The sequence below is a fragment of the Mycobacterium neumannii genome, assembly GCF_048452905.1.
Lineage (GTDB): Bacteria > Actinomycetota > Actinomycetes > Mycobacteriales > Mycobacteriaceae > Mycobacterium > Mycobacterium neumannii_B.
On record NZ_JBCGVF010000006.1, the window covers coordinates 48,288 to 65,611 of the forward strand.

General features: G+C 65.2%; 19 protein-coding genes and 1 pseudogene. 16 read left to right on the forward strand and 4 right to left on the reverse strand.

Going from position 1 to position 17,324, the window contains the following annotated elements; translation table 11 throughout:
- Positions 1-7 precede the first annotated feature (7 nt).
- Entirely contained in the window at positions 8-1,270 is a 1,263-nt protein-coding gene (locus AAHH99_RS17975) for an amidohydrolase family protein (RefSeq protein ID WP_418769944.1), read from the forward strand.
- Positions 1,271-1,303: 33 nt separating this feature from the next.
- On the opposite strand, the gene AAHH99_RS17980 is transcribed toward AAHH99_RS17975, so the two are convergent.
- From AAHH99_RS17980 to AAHH99_RS17990, 3 genes are read right to left on the reverse strand one after another with little or no spacing between them, the layout of a single operon-like run.
- Positions 1,304-1,537, reverse strand: coding sequence for a hypothetical protein (locus AAHH99_RS17980; RefSeq protein ID WP_064412883.1), 234 nt, complete (start codon positions 1,535-1,537; stop codon positions 1,304-1,306).
- 23 nt (positions 1,538-1,560) lie between these two features.
- A complete protein-coding gene (locus AAHH99_RS17985; RefSeq protein ID WP_418769945.1) occupies positions 1,561-2,634 on the reverse strand; it encodes a dihydrodipicolinate reductase in 1,074 nt (357 codons plus the stop codon).
- Positions 2,635-2,650: 16 nt separating this feature from the next.
- Positions 2,651-3,439 (reverse strand): SDR family NAD(P)-dependent oxidoreductase, encoded by a 789-nt coding sequence (locus AAHH99_RS17990; RefSeq protein WP_064405471.1) that lies wholly within the window; start codon positions 3,437-3,439, stop codon positions 2,651-2,653.
- 74 nt (positions 3,440-3,513) lie between these two features.
- Between AAHH99_RS17990 and AAHH99_RS17995 the strand changes: the two genes are divergently transcribed.
- The 15 genes from AAHH99_RS17995 to AAHH99_RS18065 all read left to right on the forward strand — a co-directional run bounded on the left by AAHH99_RS17995 (position 3,514) and on the right by AAHH99_RS18065 (position 16,027).
- A complete protein-coding gene (locus tag AAHH99_RS17995) occupies positions 3,514-4,113 on the forward strand; it encodes a TetR family transcriptional regulator (protein WP_418769946.1) in 600 nt (199 codons plus the stop codon).
- A 109-nt stretch (positions 4,114-4,222) separates the two neighbouring features.
- On the forward strand, positions 4,223-4,870 hold the full coding sequence (locus tag AAHH99_RS18000; RefSeq protein ID WP_231745160.1) for a hypothetical protein: 648 nt from the start codon (positions 4,223-4,225) through the stop codon (positions 4,868-4,870).
- A 59-nt stretch (positions 4,871-4,929) separates the two neighbouring features.
- On the forward strand, positions 4,930-5,532 hold the full coding sequence (locus tag AAHH99_RS18005) for a TetR family transcriptional regulator (RefSeq protein ID WP_418769947.1): 603 nt from the start codon (positions 4,930-4,932) through the stop codon (positions 5,530-5,532).
- 154 nt (positions 5,533-5,686) lie between these two features.
- Positions 5,687-7,219: a nitric oxide reductase activation protein NorD gene (locus AAHH99_RS18010; protein ID WP_418769948.1), complete on the forward strand. Its 1,533-nt coding sequence runs from the start codon at positions 5,687-5,689 to the stop codon at positions 7,217-7,219.
- A gap of 31 nt (positions 7,220-7,250) precedes the next feature.
- A complete protein-coding gene (locus AAHH99_RS18015) occupies positions 7,251-8,054 on the forward strand; it encodes a CbbQ/NirQ/NorQ/GpvN family protein (protein ID WP_418769949.1) in 804 nt (267 codons plus the stop codon).
- 13 nt (positions 8,055-8,067) lie between these two features.
- On the forward strand, positions 8,068-8,196 hold the full coding sequence (locus tag AAHH99_RS18020) for a hypothetical protein (RefSeq protein ID WP_255361544.1): 129 nt from the start codon (positions 8,068-8,070) through the stop codon (positions 8,194-8,196).
- Positions 8,193-8,876 (forward strand): hypothetical protein, encoded by a 684-nt coding sequence (locus AAHH99_RS18025; RefSeq protein ID WP_418769950.1) that lies wholly within the window; start codon positions 8,193-8,195, stop codon positions 8,874-8,876. The genes AAHH99_RS18020 and AAHH99_RS18025 overlap by 4 nt, the downstream gene beginning before the upstream one ends.
- Before the next feature lie 16 nt (positions 8,877-8,892).
- On the forward strand, positions 8,893-9,330 hold the full coding sequence (locus AAHH99_RS18030) for a hypothetical protein (RefSeq protein ID WP_064412886.1): 438 nt from the start codon (positions 8,893-8,895) through the stop codon (positions 9,328-9,330).
- Complete coding sequence (locus AAHH99_RS18035) at positions 9,327-10,550, forward strand: cytochrome P450 (RefSeq protein ID WP_418769951.1); 1,224 nt, start codon at positions 9,327-9,329, stop codon at positions 10,548-10,550. The genes AAHH99_RS18030 and AAHH99_RS18035 overlap by 4 nt, the downstream gene beginning before the upstream one ends.
- Positions 10,547-11,596: a dihydrodipicolinate reductase gene (locus AAHH99_RS18040; RefSeq protein WP_418769952.1), complete on the forward strand. Its 1,050-nt coding sequence runs from the start codon at positions 10,547-10,549 to the stop codon at positions 11,594-11,596. The genes AAHH99_RS18035 and AAHH99_RS18040 overlap by 4 nt, the downstream gene beginning before the upstream one ends.
- Positions 11,589-12,647 carry a dihydrodipicolinate reductase gene (locus AAHH99_RS18045; protein WP_418769953.1) on the forward strand — a complete coding sequence of 353 codons (1,059 nt, stop codon included), beginning with the start codon at positions 11,589-11,591 and terminating at the stop codon, positions 12,645-12,647. The genes AAHH99_RS18040 and AAHH99_RS18045 overlap by 8 nt, the downstream gene beginning before the upstream one ends.
- A complete protein-coding gene (locus AAHH99_RS18050; RefSeq protein ID WP_064346483.1) occupies positions 12,644-13,063 on the forward strand; it encodes a hypothetical protein in 420 nt (139 codons plus the stop codon). The genes AAHH99_RS18045 and AAHH99_RS18050 overlap by 4 nt, the downstream gene beginning before the upstream one ends.
- Positions 13,060-14,235 (forward strand): cytochrome P450, encoded by a 1,176-nt coding sequence (locus AAHH99_RS18055; RefSeq protein WP_418769954.1) that lies wholly within the window; start codon positions 13,060-13,062, stop codon positions 14,233-14,235. The genes AAHH99_RS18050 and AAHH99_RS18055 overlap by 4 nt, the downstream gene beginning before the upstream one ends.
- A complete protein-coding gene (locus AAHH99_RS18060) occupies positions 14,232-15,458 on the forward strand; it encodes a cytochrome P450 (RefSeq protein WP_418769955.1) in 1,227 nt (408 codons plus the stop codon). The genes AAHH99_RS18055 and AAHH99_RS18060 overlap by 4 nt, the downstream gene beginning before the upstream one ends.
- Positions 15,458-16,027, forward strand: coding sequence for an isomerase (locus AAHH99_RS18065; RefSeq protein WP_418769956.1), 570 nt, complete (start codon positions 15,458-15,460; stop codon positions 16,025-16,027). The genes AAHH99_RS18060 and AAHH99_RS18065 overlap by 1 nt, the downstream gene beginning before the upstream one ends.
- Here the strand turns inward: AAHH99_RS18065 and AAHH99_RS18070 are convergent.
- A pseudogene (locus AAHH99_RS18070) lies at positions 15,944-17,247 on the reverse strand (MFS transporter). The gene AAHH99_RS18065 and the pseudogene AAHH99_RS18070 overlap by 84 nt on opposite strands.
- Positions 17,248-17,324: the final 77 nt, after the last annotated feature.

The window sequence follows — 17,324 nt, forward strand, 5'->3', positions numbered from 1 at the left end:
CTGGGGTATGAACGTTGACGACCTGATCCTGGTGAGCATCGATGACCACGTCGTGGAACCGCCCGACATGTTCCTGCGACATGTGCCGGCGAAGTACAAGGACGAGGCGCCGATCGTGGTGACCGACGACAAGGGCGTCGATCAGTGGATGTATCAGGGCCGCCCGCAGGGTGTCAGCGGGCTGAACGCGGTGGTGTCGTGGCCGGCCGAGGAGTGGGGCCGGGATCCGGCCGGGTTCGCCGAGATGCGGCCGGGTGTCTACGACGTGCACGAGCGGGTCCGCGACATGAACCGCAACGGCATCCTGGCCTCGATGTGCTTCCCGACGTTCACCGGGTTTTCCGCACGCCATCTCAACATGACCCGCGAAGACGTCACCCTGGTGATGGTGTCGGCCTACAACGACTGGCACATCGACGAGTGGGCCGGGTCCTATCCGGACCGCTTCATCCCGATCGCGATCCTGCCGACGTGGACGCCGGAGGGGATGTGCAACGAGATCCGCAGGGTCGCGGCCAAGGGGTGTCGAGCGGTGACCATGCCGGAACTGCCCCACCTCGAAGGCCTTCCGAGCTATCACGACGAAGAGTACTGGGGCCCGGTGTTCCGCACGCTCTCCGAAGAGAACGTGGTGATGTGCCTGCACATCGGGACCGGCTTCGGCGCGATCAGCATGGCGCCCAACGCCCCGATCGACAACCTGATCATCCTGGCCACCCAGGTCTCGGCGATGTGCGCACAGGACCTGTTGTGGGGTCCGGCGATGCGCAACTACCCGGACCTCAAATTCGCCTTCTCCGAAGGCGGTATCGGCTGGATCCCGTTCTACCTGGACCGCAGCGACCGCCACTACACCAACCAGAAGTGGCTGCGACGCGACTTCGGGGACAAGCTGCCGTCCGACGTGTTCCGCGAGCACTCGCTGGCCTGCTACGTCACCGACAAGACCTCGCTGAAGCTGCGTCACGAGATCGGTATCGACATCATCGCGTGGGAGTGCGATTACCCGCACTCAGACTGCTTCTGGCCCGACGCGCCCGAGCAGGTGCTGGCCGAGCTCGACGCCGTGGGGGCATCGGATTCCGACATCAACAAGATCACCTGGGAGAACTCCTGCCGGTTCTTCAGTTGGGACCCGTTCAAACTCACCCCCAAGGAGCAGGCGACCGCGGGTGCATTGCGCGCCAAGGCAACCGACGTCGACGTCTCGATCCGGCCGCGCAAGGAGTGGGCGCGGCTCTACGAGCAAAAGCAGCTCGCCAGGGCGTGAGACCTGACGTGCGCGTCGTTGGCTGACGCGCACTCAGGGGCGGCCGGCCGCGTCGCCACGCGGTGGGTCTCCGAGCCGGAGTCGTTGCACCGAGGCAAGAATCGATGCCACGCCGATGCTCAGGAAAAGCACACCCAGCACGAGGAAAATCAGGCCGCCGTGCGCGAAGAAGGTGTAGCCGCGCACGATGCCGAGCGCGATGGCGACGACTCCGCCGAGGATCAGCCAGCGGGCCTGGCGGACGGTGGTCGGAACGAGACTGTTCATCACTGGTGGCTGCGACCCTGCGCTCACCACACCAGTCCGCGGACCATTTCGGCCGGCGGGATGTCCTCGACGGCGATGATGCCCTGCGGGGCGCGGCACACCCAGTCGATGACGTTGACGACGCGGGCCGCGGTTGAGACGCATCCGGCCTCGGTGACATCGAGTACCGGATGAGACAGCAGCGTATTCACTTCGATGCGCGGCTCGCCTTCCACGATCACCTTGTGGACGCCGGAGTGACCCTCGGGTGGGTACTCCCAGTCCGGCGCGGCCGCTGGTGTGAGCCGGGTGGTGTGCTCGACGGTGATCAGGGGCGCGCCGCCGCGGATTCCCTCGGCGGCGAACCGCACCCCGGCGAGCCCCCCGGGTTCGACGGTCATCATCTTGCATTCGATGCGCCGGTCGGCGTACCAGGGCTCGAATCGCTGCGTGACATCGTCGAGTTCGACACCGAAGTGGTGGGCGATATTGCGCACCAGCCCACCGAACATCGTGGTGATGACCCCGGGCTGGAATGCCATCGCGAGCTCGTCGTCGGCACTGGTGCCGAATCCCATTGCGGTACCGGTGTACTCGTAGTCGTCGTAGTTCCCGTAGTCGAAGACTTCCTGCACCGTGACCGATTCGGCGCGGGTCACCAGGCTCAACGCGGCCAGTACCGCGGTGTCACCGGAGTATCCCGGATCGATGCCGTTGACGTAGAGCGACGAATTGCCCGCCGCGCAAGCCTCTTCCAGTGGCACCCGCAGCCAGTCGTCGATCTGCCGAGGTGTCACCAGCCATACCATCGATGTGCCGACCACGTTGATCCCGGCGGCCAGGAAGCGCGACATCTCCTCGATCGCCTCCATCGGCCGCGTCTCGCCCAAAGCGGTGTAGACGACGCAATCCGGCTTCAGCGCGATCAACGCGTCGATATCGTCGGTCGCGGTGACGCCGGTGGGATCGCTCAGTCCGCACAACTCGGCGGCGTCGCGGCCGATCTTGTCCGGGTTGGCGGCGTGCACCCCGACAAGCTCGAGATCGGGCCGCCCGATGAGCGCCCGCAACGAGTGCTGCCCGACGTTGCCGGTGGAAAATTGGACCACTCTGCGCATCTCGCGTCCGTTTCTATCAGTAGTCGGGTATGGGCAGTGGCAGGTTGTTCGAGTCGATTCCGCCGTCGACGTGGAAGATGGCGTTGGTCGCGTAGCAGTCCTTGGTCGATAGGTAGACACAGAGCCGACCGAGATCCTCGACGTCGCCGAGTCGATGCAGCGGCGTGAGCGAGAGCATCGTGTCCAATGCCCCCGGCATCATATCGAGGCCGGATTGCAGTCCCTCGGTGGCGAACGAGCCGAGTGCGATGGCATTGACGCGGATCTTCGGCGCCAACTCCTGGGCCATCGCCCGGGTGAGCGCTTCGAGCCCACCCTTCGCGACGCAGTACGCGGTAAGCGCGCGGATGCCGAAACGTGCTGAGCCCGAGGAGATGTTGACAATGTTGCCGTGGCCGGCCTCGATCATGTGACGGGCGGCGAGTTGACTCATGATGAACGCTGACGTGACACACCAGTCGAAGGTGTGCCGGAAGTCCTCGTCGGTGATGTCGAGAAACGACCCGAACGTCGAACCGCCCACATTGTTGATGAGGATGTCGATGCGCCCGAACTCTTTCATTGCCGTGTTCACCACGCGCTCACCGTCCGGTCGGCTCATCGCGTCGGCCACCAGGGCCAGCCCCTTGCCACCCGAATCCTCGATGCCCTTGATTGTTTCCACGATGTCTGATTCGGTACGTGCCGTGCCGACGACCGTGGCGCCCGCTTCCGCGAGCACCCTCGCGATACCCTCGCCGACTCCCTTGCCGGCTCCGGTGACGATCGCGACCTGCCCGGCGAGGTTGAACTGTTCCAGCGCCATCGCAGACTCCTTCCGAAATTGACTGCAGTCAATCACACATGTCAATACCCGACCGGTATTGCTATCGTCGGGTCATGGCCGTGGTGGACAAACCCTCAGCGCGCGAGGCGAAACGCCTGCAAACCCGCGAGCGGCTGATGGGAGCCGCCATCGCCGAGTTCAAGCGGTCGGGGATGGCCGAGGCCGGCGTGGGAGCGATCGTGGCCGCCGCCGGGGTCGCGCACGGCACCTTCTTCTTCCACTTTCCCACCAAACAGCACGTACTGCTCGAGTTGGAGCGCAGGGAAGAAGAGCGCATCGCCAAGCAGCTCGGTCGGTATGCCGATTCCGCTCGCAGCCTGTCCGCTGTGCTCCAGGAGGCCGTCCGACTGGTGCTGGGACTCGAGCGCCGTCTGGGCGCGACGCTGTTCAAAGACTTTTTGGCGCTGCATTTTTCCCAGACGCGACCCACTGACGAGAGCGATGAGCACCCGGTCATCGTCAGGGTCGCTCAGGAGATCGAACGTGCGCAGAAAGCGGGTCGGGTCGCACCTGACGTCAGCCCGATGAACAGCGCGGTGTTCTTCCTGCTCGGTCTCTATGCGCTGTTGACCACCACGCATGAGTGGCCGACGCAGGGCTCGATGCTCGACGACTATGTGGCAAGGACGTTGCGCGGCATCGAAGCCCGATGATGGTTGACTAAAGTCAGCCACACTGCAAAGCTCATGCGCTGAGCGATGCAGGAGGTGGCCTTTGACCATGCCCGTGAATGCCGGGACCACAAGCGGCCTCGACGAGCACATGGAGCGATCGCGCCAGGTGCAACGACAGGCCGACAAATGGCTGATCGCGGGCAGCATTCTCATCGGCACGGCCGCACTCGGCGTGTTCGGCCTGCCGCTCTTCTTACGCGGTGTGTGGATTCTGCGTAACGCGGCACGGGAGGGCCTGACCGTTCGGCCGATGTTGGTGACGCTGCTCGGCTACTGCGTCATCGTCGACGCCGCGATCAACGTCTTCGGATGGGCGCTGGATCTGGTAGCCCACCACACGTTGTTGGCCCGAGTCCTGTTGAACGGCTGGGGCGCGATGTTCGACGCCGGGTATTTCTGGCACTACAACGAACTGTGGCTCGGCGGTGCGGCGGGTCCCGGCGAAAAGGCGCTCGAGGTCGGTCTCATCCTCACCGTCTTCTGCATGCGGATCGCCGCGGCGATCGGCTTCCTGCAGATGAAGCGGTGGGGGCACCAGTGGATGATCATCACCTGCTGGATGGGTGTGGTGATCTGGTGCGTGTACGTGTTCAACATGACCATGTACGCCGACGTGCGTTACGCCGGGGTGATCCTGCCGGTGGTCGGCTGGTGGATCTACGACATCTTCTACATCACGCCATTCCTGGCCATTCCCTACTTGCACTCGGTCAACCGCGAGATCTTCTCCGATTGACGTCTCGACTGACTTCACTCATTGACTTAGGTCAGTAACTAGGTTACAAATAGCGAATCATGACGGCGCAGGCGAACGTGTCGACGCGTGAAGCGCGGCGGCTGCAGACGCGGGAGCGCATCCTCGCCGCGGCGATCACCGAGTTCACGCGTGCCGGTATGGCCGGGGCGGACGTCAACTCGATCGCGAGGGTCGCAGAGGTCGCACACGGGACGTTCTTCTTCCATTTCCCGAGCAAGGAACATGTGCTCCTGGAGTTGGAGCGCCGTGAGGAATCGCGGATCGCGGACGAGTTCGCCGGTTTCCTGCAGCAGCGTCATGATCTGGCCGCCACCCTGACCGAGCTGGTGGATCTGGTCACCGGCCTGGAGCAGCGGTTCGGCCCGATACTGTTCAAAGAGATACTGGCGCTGCACTTCTCACCTACCCGTCCACACAAGGACGAGTGGACCGACCACCCGGTCATCGTCTTGCTCGTCCGCGAGCTGGAGCGGGCGCGCGGCGATGGTGAGGTGCATCTAGAGGTCGACGCGTTCTACAGCGCAACGTTCTTCCTGCTCGGCATCTACGGGGTGCTCACCACCACGGACAACCCCGGTACGCGCGACACGATGCTCACCAAGCTCGTGGCGACCGCCGTTCATGGGCTGGAGGTGCGATGACCCGATCGCACAAACGACGACACGACAGAGGAGTGCACAGTGTGGGCCTGGATCTGGGAGATATTGCGATACGTCGGCGCCTGGGGCGGAGCCGCCCTTGTCATCTGGTTCTGGTACTGGATGTTCTCGAGTCTGGGCACGTTCTAGGGCCACGATGACCGAACTGTCCGACGCGCACGCGATGGCGATCGAACGCAGCTGCGCCGTGACCGCCGTCGCGCTGAGCGACAAACGTCGCGAGGGTGTGCGCCTGGTGACCGGCGAGCACCGCCAGTTCAGCCTGAGCGGATCGTTGGACTACGTGCAGGTGCCGTACCCGTCACTGGGCCGCGACTGGACGCGCAGAACACTGACCTGCGGTGTGGCTCTGCAATGTTCGCCGTCCAAGGATCGGGTCGTCGAGTTCCGGATCAACGAATTGTCCGCACGCGAGCTCCGGGCACTGACGCTCGTCGAGGCCGGCGTCGCGCTCGGGTGGGTTGGCGCCAACTGGCCGGGGCTGCTGGCAGAGATGCGGCGCCTGTTGCCCAATGTTGAAGCGCTGCCGCAGGACACCACCGTCGAGTCCATGCTCAACCGCGCAATCTCGTTGGCGCGCACGAGTGATCCGCTGTCGGTGCCGTCGGTGGTCGGCAGGTTGCCGTCGGCCTACACGGTGCCGCAGAGCCTGTCCGACAAGATGCGACGCACCTTCGGCCGGATGCCGTGGACCACGACGCAGAAACGCCTGCCGCGCCCGTACTCCGTTCCCGTCGGCGGCGACGGCGGTGTGCGCAACCCGAACCTGCCCCCGCCGAGTCGGCCGCAGGACAACGATATGGACGTCACTCCCGAGCACCGGCCCGGCATTCCGTATCCAGAGTGGAACGCATGGACCAAGAGCTTCATGCGAGACCACGTGGCGGTCCTGGAACGCCCCCATCCCAGCCGGGACCGCCAGCCGGGCGCGGCGTCGGCGGACCTGCGGAAGTGGTTCACCGAGCACACCCATCGCGCGATGACGAACCGTCTCGAGGACGGTTCCGATCTGGACGTCGAACAGTACGTGCGCCACTACATCGACCTGACCACCGGTGAGGCCGTCGAACCGCGTATCTTCCGCGAACTGCTGCCCAGCAGCCGCGACGTCACGACCGCGCTTCTGCTGGACGGCAGTTCGTCGCTCGGTGTGCGCGGGGGCCGGGTCTTCAAGCTGGAGCTGGCATGTGCTGACGCGCTGTCGCGGGCGATGACGCATGCGCGGGAGCGTCACGGCATCTTCATGTTCACCGGCAACACCCGCCACCGTGTCGAGGTGAACTGCCTCAAGGACTTCGAGGACCGGCGGTTCGTGCCGCCGAGCCGGCTGGGACTGTCCGCCGGCGGCTACACCAGGCTCGGCGCACCCCTGAGGCACCTCACGAGCCGGTTGCTCGCGCAGCCCTCCGAGCGGCGACTGCTCATCGTCATAGGAGATGGCCTGATCTCCGACGAGGGCTACGAAGGCCGCTACGCATGGGCCGACGCCGCCCACGCGGTCGAAGAAGCCGCCGAAGCCGGAGTGTCCATCTACTACGTCGGCGTCGGGCCCACCCGGGTGGACCCGCTGCCAGAGGTCTTCGGACCGCGGCGATCCCAACGCATACGACGGGTCGAGGACCTCCCGCGCGTCCTTGCACACGTGCACCGCGAACTGGTCGCCGCATGAACCATCACCACCCGAAGGAGCTGCATCCATCGTGACAACCGACACCTACTACTCGAACGGCAACGAGGTTCAGCTGTTCGAGCAGGCATTCCACCAGCGGCTGCCGGTGATGCTGACCGGTCCGACCGGGTGCGGTAAGACGCGCTTGGTCGAACACATGGGGGCGCTGCTGCGCAGGCCCGTCGTCACCATCAGCTGCCATGACGACCTGACCAGCTCGGACCTCGTCGGCCGGTTCATGGTGACCGGAGGCGACGTCGTGTGGACCGACGGGCCGCTCACCAGGGGTGTGAAGGCCGGCGCGATCTGCTATCTCGACGAGGTGGTGGAGGCCCGCCACGACTCGCTGGCCATCCTGCACTCTCTGACCGATCATCGCCGCGCCCTCTATCTCGACCGCGCCGGCGAGGTGGTCCGAGCGCCCGACACCTTCATGCTGGTGTGCTCCTACAACCCGGCCTACCGCAGTTCGCTCAAAGAGCTCAAACCGTCGTTCCGCCAGCGCTTTGTCACGCTTCCGATGACCTACCTTCCAGCGGACCGTGAGGCCGAGGTGATCGTCGCGGAGGCGGGCATCGAGTTGGCGACCGCTCGACGACTGGTCGCCTGCGCCACCGCGATCCGCACCGCCGATGAGGCGTTCCACTTCGAGCCGCCGTCAACGCGTGTCCTCGTCACCGCCGCGCAGTTGGTCGCCGCCGGCGCAACGGAATTGGATGCCGCCGAAGCGTGCATCCTTGCGCCGCTCTCCAGCGACGGCGCGGTCACCGACGGCTTACGTGAAGTGGCAGTGGCCAGCCTGACCACGACTGACAACCCGAATTCCACACGCTAGGAAGGAGTCCCGCGTGGACCCGAAGGAGAAGCAGCGCAAGAAGGCGCTCATCATCCTGCAGATCGTCATCTACGGCTATCTGCTGGCGATGTTCCTGATCCAGCTCTATATGTCCTTCGACCGTGGATGGTGGTCGCTGTGACCACCACGGCGACAGTCAGTCTCGAGGACCACCACGAAGAATCCCGGCTCGCGCAACGCCGGGCCGACAAGTGGATGATCATCGGTGCCGCACTGATGGGCATGTGGGCGCCCGGCCTCATCGGGTTCCCGATCTTCATGCGCGGAGTCTGGCTGCAACGCCAGGCCGCGCGCGCCGGACTGTCGGTGCGGCCGATGATCGTCACCCTCATCGGCTACCTGGTGTTGATCGACGGCATGCTCAACAGCCTGGGCTGGGCGCTGGATCTGGTGGCCAACCACACGCTGATCAACCGCGTGCTGATGATCGGCTGGGGCCACATGTTCGACGCCGCGTACTTCTGGCACTACAACGAACCCTGGGTCGGCGGATCCGCGGTGCCCGGCGAGAAGGCGTATGTCGCGGGCCTGATCCTCACCGTCTTCGCCATGCGGTGCGCGGCGGCGATCGGCTTTCTGCAGATGAAGCGGTGGGGTCACCAGTGGATGATCATCACCTGCTGGATGGGCGTGGTGATCTGGTGTGCCTACGTGTTCAACATGACGATGTACGCCGACGCCCGCTACGCCGGTGTGCTGTTCCCCGTCATCGGCTGGTGGATCTACGACATCTTCTACATCACCCCGTTCCTCGCGATCCCGTATCTGCACACGGTCAACCGCGAAATCTTCTCCGACTGAACGCCAGGAGCACACCATGACGCCTTCACCGTCCTCGTCCACCGACGAAAAAGACCCCGCAGAGGATCTGCCCCCGGGCACCACGCCCTACTACGCGCGCATGCACAAGTACATCAAGCGCGCGGTGCTCGTCTGCCTCATCGCCCTTGTCATCGAGGGAGCGTTCACACTGCCGTTCATGGCGGTGTGGTACGGCTACCCGACCCTGAGCTTGACCGAGATCTGCAGCGGTTTGCTCAAGGTCCGCTATTCCGACGACACGCTCGAGTGCAAGGTCCCGTACCCGATGCTCGGGCCCCCGGAAGGCGCCGAAGGCAAGGACACCGCGCGCGACGAGTGGGGCATCCAACCGGTTCCCAAGTACGACCGGATCGGATTCCGCGAACTGGTGCGCATTCACGAGGAGAGCGAAGCCCGCAAAGCGGCGCAACAGCAGCAGGATTCGGCCCCGTGAGTCGAAGGTCGCCGGAGCAGCACGCGGAGAACTGGGATCTGCGCCACGAGGACTTCAACGATGAGGAGCTCCTCTACGACGTGTACGCGGTGATGCGCCGAAACGCGCCCTTCGCCCATACCGATTCGCCGTTCCTGAGCGCGACGCCCGGCGGCGCATGGGTCGCGGTGCGCTACGAGCAGTGCTACAAGATCCTGCAGGATTGGCAGCACTTCTCCAGCAATCCGACACCGGAGGCCTCCGAGCACCTCGCCGGCGACCTGGTCATCACGTTGGATCCCCCGCGGCAGCAGAAGTTCCGCAAGGTGCTCAACCCGTACTTCTCGCCGGCTCGGATGAAGGCGCTTCGACCTCAGATACGTGAGGAGACGGACCGGCTCATCGACGGCTTCATCGAGCAAGGCGCAGGAGATCTGGCCGAGGTGGCTTGGCGGCAGCCCGGCGTCGTGTTCTTCAAGTACCTACTCGGCATGCCGATCGACGATGTCCCGCTGTGCATCGAGCTGACCGACACCGCTCTCAACGGGGCGACCGAGGACTCGCGCATGGCGGCATGGGGCGGGCTCTATCAACACATCCACGACGCGGTCGCAGCGCGCAGCACCGAGCCGGAGCACGATGACATGATCGATGTGCTGCTGTCGGCCGAGATCGACGGTGAGAAGCTGCCGTTCGCCGATGTCGTCTCCAACGCGATGTTACTGGTGCAAGCGGGCCTCGAGACCACCGCCAATGCAATGTCATTCGCCTTTCATCACCTGGCCACTCACCCGGCGGAACGCGACCAGTTGGCCGGGGACCGCGAGATGCTGCCCCGCGCCGTCGAGGAGTTCATCCGGTTCGGGGGATCGATACACGGAATTCCCCGCACGGTCGCGAAAGAGGTTGAGCTGGGAGGGCATACGTTCCGCCCCGGCGAGTCGGTCATCGTCAACTACGCCTCCGCTAACCGGGACGAGCGTGAGTTCCGAGACGCCGGCCGGTGCATCCTCGATCGTCGCGAGAACCGCCATCTCGGATTCGGTGCGGGTGTCCATCGATGCCTCGGCTCGAATCTCGCGCGCTTGGAGTTGCAGGTCGGTATCGAGCAGGTGCTGGCGCGGATGCCGGATCTCGCCATCGACCCGGATGCTTCGCCACACTTTCACGGAAGTTCGGTCACGCGCGGGTTTCGTTCGGTGCCCGTCGTCTTCAGCCCCGCCGAACGGTCCGCGGCATGACGTATCGGATCGTTCAGTGGACGACGGGAAATGTCGGCAAGCGATCCGTCCGCGCTGTCGCACTGAACCCGCACCTGGAGCTGGTCGGGTGCTACGCGTGGTCGAAGGACAAGGTCGGCCGCGATGTGGGGGAGCTGTGCGGCATCGACGCGCTCGGCGTGTCCGCGACCGATGACATCGATGCACTGCTGGCGCTGGAGCCGGATTGCGTTGTCTACAACCCGATGTTCGCCGATGTCGACGACATGATGCGAATACTGAGCGCCGGCATCAACATCGTCTCCACGTCCGAGTTCATCACCGGACATTTCTTCGGCGATGACCGCGACCGCATCGTCGGGGCCTGTCGGGATGGCGGCTCGACCATCTTCGGCAGCGGCATCAACCCGGGGTTCATCCAACTGTTCGCCGTCATCTCGGCCGGGCTGTCGGAACGTGTGGACAAGGTTTCGGTCGTGGAGGCCATCGACACCACCATCTACAACTCGCCCGCCACCGAAAAGCTCATGGGCTTCGGGTATCCCATCGATCTGCCGGAACTGAAGTCGATCACCGAAAAGGGCTCGGCGATCTTCCGCGACGGAGTTCTTCTCGTGGCCGACGCGCTCGGCGTCGAACTCGACGAGGTCCGGTGCGACGTCGCCTACGCCCAGACCACCGAAGACCTACACCTGCCCGGGGACTGGCTGATCGCGAAAGGCTGTGTCGCCGGGGTGGACGTCGCCTGGAAAGGCATCATCGGCGACAAGGAGGTCGTCGAGATCCGCGGTCGGTGGCGCAAGGGGCAGACCCTGCAACCGGATTGGGAACTCGACATGGGCTACACCGTGGAGGTTCAGGGCACGCCGACGATCAAGACCACCCTGAGCTTCCTTCCACCCGAGGGATTCGTCGGCGAGACGTTGGACGACTACATCATGCTGGGCCTGTCGATTGTCGCGATGCCGGCGATCACCGCGATACCTGCCGTCGTGGCCGCACCTCCCGGCATCGCCACGTACAACGATCTGCCGCTTCTGCTTCCGAGGGGAGTGCTCAATGTCTGACAAAACGTACCGGGTCATTCAGTGGATGACGGGCGACGTCGGTCAAGTCGGAGTGCGACATTTCACGCAGTGCCCGATATTCGACCTCGTCGGCGTGTTGGTGCACAGCAAGGACAAAGTCGGCAAGGACGCCGGTGAGATCGCAGGCATCGGACCGACCGGAGTGGCCACGACCGACGATGTGGAGGCGATGGTCGCACTCGACGCCGACTGTGTGTTCTACACGCCGATCATCATGGACGTCGACACCGTGTGCCGGCTCCTGCGCTCGGGCAAGAACGTCGTCACCACCAGTGGCTTCTTCCATCCGACCGAACGGTTTCGCGAGGGCGGCGACAGGATCCGGGCGGCATGTCAGGACGGCGGGACATCGTTCCACGCCGGTGGCATCCATCCCGGTTACGCGGGCGACATACTTCCGCTCACGCTTGCCCGCGTCGCCAGCAGGGTCGACAGGATCGAGGTGTGGGAAGTCGTCAATGTGCTGACCGATGCCCCCATGGACCACATCGACTGGATGGGGTTCGGCAAGGACAAGGGCCAGTTCCTCTCGGAGCCAACGATTCTCGGTCTGGGTGTGCCGTTCTTCGCGCAGTCGATGCACATGGTCGCCGACGGCCTCGGGGTGACCATCGACGACGTGACCGCCGCGGACGTGAAGGCCGCCGTCGCCACCGAGGACATCGCGCACGACGAAGGCGCGATCCCGCGGGGAACGGTTGCCGCACAACACCACGAGTGGACCGCCTGGGTCGATGGCAACCCGTTGATCGTGTACCACGCCATCTACCTGACCGCCGGCCCCGATCAACTCGACCCCGCGTGGGATTGGGGAAGGACCCGCTATCGCATCGTCATCGAGGGTGACCCACCCACCGAACTCACGATGCACGGTTTGGTGGCAGCGGACGGGACCATGACACACCCGGGCTACACGTGGACCGCGATGGGTGCCATCAACGCCATTCCCGACGTCTGCGACGGCCCGCCCGGTTGGCTGACCCACCTGGACCTCGGCCTCGTCCGCCCGCGTGGACTGGTCCGGAAATGACGTCCGAACCACTGCAGTTGCACCACGTCGTGTTCGCGGTGGCACCGGAACGGCGGGTCGCGATGGCGTCGCTGTTCACCGACCTCGGCTTCGCATTCGAAGAAGCCGAACTGACCGAACTCGGCGTGCGCGTCCACCTGGATTGGAACCGGGGGATCGAGCTGATCAGCCCGGTTCCCGGCTCGACGGCCTCGGTGGCGAACTACGTCAACGACTTCCTCGAGCGTCGGGGTGACGGTGTCTACACGGTGGTGCTGCGGGTGCCCGACGCCTCGGCGGCGGAATCGGTCGCGCAGCGCTACGGCTCGACCACCCGCTTCCGCCAGGGCTTCTCCGGAGAGGGTTCGTATCTCGACGAGATCGACCTGTCGGTCCTGGGCCTTCCGCTGACGTTTCTGGCCACCAACGTGTCATGAGCGAGGGTTCGGGGTTGACGCAGGTCCTCTACGAGGACCTGCCGATGGCGCGGGACCGCGGTGCGGGCTGGGCCAAGCTGCGCGACCTCGGCCCGCTGCTCTACGGCGAGGGCTGGTATTACTTCACCCGCCGCGAGGATGTGCTTGCCGCACTGCGCGATCCGGAAACGTTCTCGTCGAGAACCGACTACGACGACATGATCAGCCCGGTGCCCCTGGTGCCGCTGGGGTTCGATCCTCCCGAACACACCCGCTACCGCCGGCTCCTGCATCCGTACTTCAGCCCCCAGACGCTGAGCGCGCTGCTGCCGTCGCTGCAGGCGCAGGTGATCGACATCATCGACGAGATCGCTGGCCGTTCCGAGTGTGAAGTGATGGCCGATCTCGCGATCCCGTATCCCTCGCAGGTCTTCCTCACCCTGTTCGGCCTTCCGCTCGACGACCGCGAACGGCTGATCGCCTGGAAGGACGCGATCATCGCGGTCAGCCTGGCGACCGATCCCAACAGCGTGGACCTGACCCCGGCAGCCGAACTCTTCGGCTATCTCACCGAAGCCGTTCAGGCACAGCGGGAGTCGCCACAGGTGGGCATACTGTCAGACGTGCTCCACGGCGAGGATGCGCTGTCCGACGCGGAAGCCACGGGGATGTCGCTGGTGTTCGTCCTCGCGGGCCTGGACACCGTCACCGCCTCGATCGGCGCCGCGATGCTGGAGCTGGCCCGTCGCCCCGATCTGCGCCGGCACCTGCGCGAGAACCCCGACCACGTCGGCGCGTTCGTCGAGGAGGTGATCCGGTTGGAGCCCGCGGCGCCGGTGCTCGGGCGCGTGACCACCCGGCCGGTGACCGTCGCGGGCGTCACCTTGCCGGCCGGATCACAGGTTCGACTCTGTGTCGGCGCGATCAACCGTGACGGAAGCGATCCCCACTCCGGCGACGACCTGGTGATGGACGGCAAGTTGCACAAGCACTGGGGCTTCGGTGGCGGTCCGCACCGATGCCTGGGAGCCCACCTGGCCCGGATGGAGCTGAGGCTGGTGGTAACCGAATGGCTCACGCGCATATCGGATTTCGACCTGATCGAGGGCTACGTCCCGGAGATTACGTGGCCCTCGGCGACCTGCTCGCTGCGCGAGCTCCCCCTGAGGATCCGCGCGGGGACGACGCCATGACCCTCGGAGCGGCCAAACCCAGCGTCTTCGACGCCGGACTGCCGACGCTGACCTACGACATCACAGCGACCCCCCAGGAGATCTACCCTCAGTTCCGCGCGGCGCAGCAGGAAGCGCCGATCGCGCTCGGCCCGATCGGCCCGGAGGTGCTGTCCTACGAACTGGCCAGGACCGTTCTGCGTGACCCGCGCTTCGGAATCCCGCAGGGCATACACCTGTCCGCACATGGGATCACCTCAGGGGAGTTGTGGGACAGGGTGACCCGCAGCATCCTGAATATGGACGGCGAGGAGCACCGCCGATTGCGCGGGTTGGTGTCGAAGGCATTCACGCCACGCGGGACGGCGCGCATGGACCCCACCATCCACACCGTGGTCAACGAACTGATCGACCGAGTCGACGCCCGCGGCCGGTGCGAATTCGTCGACGACATCGCCAGGCCGTACCCGATCCCGGTCATCTGCGCGCTTTTGGGCGCGCCCCGCCGGGATTGGCAGCGGTTCTCCCGGTGGGCCGAGGACATCTTCAAGATCGTCAGCTTCGACTGCGATCTGGCCGAGGAAGAGCCGGTGGTCCGCAAGGCGTGGGACGAATTCGACGCCTACATCGACGAGATGATCACCCATCGGCGCGAGGACCTCACCGACGATCTGCTCTCCGAGCTGATCCGCACCGAAGACGACGGCGACCGACTCAACGCGGGGGAGCTTCGCATGCTGGCGTTCAGCATCCTGATCGCGGGCACCGACACCACCCGAAGCCAACTGGCGGCGTCCATGCAGGTGTTGTGCGAGCATCCCGAGCAATGGGAGCTGCTGCGCGACCAACCCGGACTCGCGATGTGCGCCGTCGAAGAGACGATGCGACATTCGCCGTCGATGTGCAGCACCGTGCGCAGCGCCATTCACGACGTCACCATCGGTGAATACACCTTCCCCGCGGGCACATTCATCATCGTGAACACCTACGCGGCCAACCGCGATCCGGCCATCTACGATGATCCGACCCTTTTCGACATCACCCGTACCGATCCGCCACCGATCCTCACCTTCGGCGGCGGCGCACACTACTGCCTGGGTGCCAACCTCGCCCGACGCGAGCTCTGCGAGGCCCTGGTCATCATCGCGCGACGCATGCCGAACCCGCGCGTCACCGGGCCGGCACCGTGGAAGCCGCTGCTGGGCATGAGCGGACCGACGAGCCTGCCGATAGAGTTCGGCTGATGCGTTACCAGATCGACCCCGACGTGCTGCACGGCGTCGCTGCCCAGCTCGTCGGACTGCCCACCGGCGAACTGACCAGCCGCGCCGTCGAATTGCTCGCCGAGGCGTACCCCGACCTCATTGATGCGGAACCCGGACGGTGGGTGGCGAGCAAAGCAGGCGGAATCCTGGGCAAGGTCCGGTTCGTGTACTTCAGTCCGCGCGAGTACATCGTGATCTTCGGTTCGCCGACGGGCACGCAGGGCTTCTCCGGACGCTACAAGCGGGTGCAGATTCACAAGTTCCTGATGGCCGGACGTATCGACTCCTACGACCTGGAATCCGACGACAGCGCCGCGATGACGTTGCTCCCCGGTGAACGCACATGCCTGGACAAGGGTCAGGCGCGGGGCCTGACGATCCATCCCGGTTCGTGGCACATCGAATACGGACGCGGCGCGGTGGCGACCACCCTGCCGTTCGCGATGGTCGACACGCTGCTGGTGTCACTCGAATGGGAGTCGGTCCGCCGCTCGACGGTCGAGTTCGCGCGGCTGATCCGCCGCCGGCCGCGTCCACGTACCCGGTAGGAAACACGCCGATATCGCCGAGATCACCGAGACGGCAACCAGATAGGCCACGATCGAGTCGCTGGTCCTCGTCGCCGCGTACAGCGCGGTGGCGATGGTCGGGGCGAACGCCGAGCCCACCACTTGGGACAGCGTGTAGCCGATCGAGACCCCGCTGTAACGGACGTCGGGATCGAACGCCAGACTGAACAACGAGCCGGTCACGCCGGCGGCCGGCGCCATCGCGAACCCGAACACCAGCAGAAGCGCGACACCGAAGAGCAGCGCGCTGCCGGTGTTGATCAGCGCGAAGGCCGGGCCGATCGACATGCCCATCAGATCACCCCGGCCAGGAAGACGGGCTTGCGGCCCAGACGGTCGGAGAGCGCACCGAACATCGGGTATGTGGCGACCGCTACCACCGCCGCCACGGCCACCCCGAAAAGCGCTTGCGTACGGCCGATCCCGGCAACCGTCGTACCGTACGACACCAGATACGCCACGCAGATGTACGCGAACACCCCTTGAGACAAGTACGCGCCGGCGACCAGCAGGATCTGCTTCCAGTGCCTGCGAAACGCGTCGGCGATCGGCATGCGCACCACTTGTGCGCGCTGCCGCAGCGCCGCAAAGTCCGGGCTCTCCGATATCGACAGCCGGATCACCAGGCCGATGACGATGAGCAGGGCGCTGGCCACGAACGGGATGCGCCATCCCCACGCCAAAAACTGGTCGTCGGGGAGCCGCGACACCGCCCAGAACGCCAGCGTCGCGCACGCTGTCCCGGCAGGCGCACCCATCTGCGGGAAGGCCCCGTAGAGCCCCTTGCGCCGGTCCGAAGCGTGCTCGACGGCCATCAGCGTCGCACCACCCCACTCGCCTCCGACCGCGAAACCCTGCGCCAGCCGCAACACGGTCAACAGGATCGGGGCCGCGAGACCGATCTGGGCATAGGTCGGCAGAAGGCCCATCAGCGCCGTCGCGATCCCCATCACGAGCAGCGAGTAGACGAGCATCTTCTTGCGCCCCACCCGGTCCCCGAAGTGACCGAACACCACACCGCCGAGAGGACGGGCGACGAACCCGACGCCAAAAGTCGCGAACGACAACAGCAATCCCGTCGCAGGGGACACGGCCGGAAAGAACAGCTCCGGGAAGACCAGCGCGGCTGCGGTGCCGTAGATGAGGAAGTCGTAGAACTCGACCGTTGTTCCGATGAAGCTGGCCAGCCCCACGCGCATCGGCGAGACCGGTGAAGACACCGTCGACATCCTTCGATTGTGTGCCATACCCGATTTCGGTGCACCCGGTTGCGGTG

Excerpts from the sequence above, each read along its gene's own strand:
- AAHH99_RS18060 (WP_418769955.1), top strand. The coding sequence starts at position 14,232 with ATGACCCTCGGAGCGGCCAAACCCAGCGTCTTCGACGCCGGACTGCCG.
- AAHH99_RS18045 (WP_418769953.1), top strand. The coding sequence starts at position 11,589 with ATGTCTGACAAAACGTACCGGGTCATTCAGTGGATGACGGGCGACGTC.
- AAHH99_RS18065 (WP_418769956.1), top strand. The coding sequence starts at position 15,458 with ATGCGTTACCAGATCGACCCCGACGTGCTGCACGGCGTCGCTGCCCAG.
- AAHH99_RS18000 (WP_231745160.1), top strand. The coding sequence starts at position 4,223 with ATGGAGCGATCGCGCCAGGTGCAACGACAGGCCGACAAATGGCTGATC.
- AAHH99_RS17975 (WP_418769944.1), top strand. The coding sequence starts at position 8 with ATGAACGTTGACGACCTGATCCTGGTGAGCATCGATGACCACGTCGTG.
- AAHH99_RS18030 (WP_064412886.1), top strand. The coding sequence starts at position 8,893 with ATGACGCCTTCACCGTCCTCGTCCACCGACGAAAAAGACCCCGCAGAG.
- AAHH99_RS17995 (WP_418769946.1), top strand. The coding sequence starts at position 3,514 with ATGGCCGTGGTGGACAAACCCTCAGCGCGCGAGGCGAAACGCCTGCAA.
- AAHH99_RS17980 (WP_064412883.1), bottom strand. The coding sequence starts at position 1,537 with ATGAACAGTCTCGTTCCGACCACCGTCCGCCAGGCCCGCTGGCTGATC.
- AAHH99_RS18005 (WP_418769947.1), top strand. The coding sequence starts at position 4,930 with ATGACGGCGCAGGCGAACGTGTCGACGCGTGAAGCGCGGCGGCTGCAG.
- AAHH99_RS18055 (WP_418769954.1), top strand. The coding sequence starts at position 13,060 with ATGAGCGAGGGTTCGGGGTTGACGCAGGTCCTCTACGAGGACCTGCCG.
- AAHH99_RS17990 (WP_064405471.1), bottom strand. The coding sequence starts at position 3,439 with ATGGCGCTGGAACAGTTCAACCTCGCCGGGCAGGTCGCGATCGTCACC.
- AAHH99_RS18010 (WP_418769948.1), top strand. The coding sequence starts at position 5,687 with ATGACCGAACTGTCCGACGCGCACGCGATGGCGATCGAACGCAGCTGC.
- AAHH99_RS18050 (WP_064346483.1), top strand. The coding sequence starts at position 12,644 with ATGACGTCCGAACCACTGCAGTTGCACCACGTCGTGTTCGCGGTGGCA.
- AAHH99_RS17985 (WP_418769945.1), bottom strand. The coding sequence starts at position 2,634 with ATGCGCAGAGTGGTCCAATTTTCCACCGGCAACGTCGGGCAGCACTCG.
- AAHH99_RS18040 (WP_418769952.1), top strand. The coding sequence starts at position 10,547 with ATGACGTATCGGATCGTTCAGTGGACGACGGGAAATGTCGGCAAGCGA.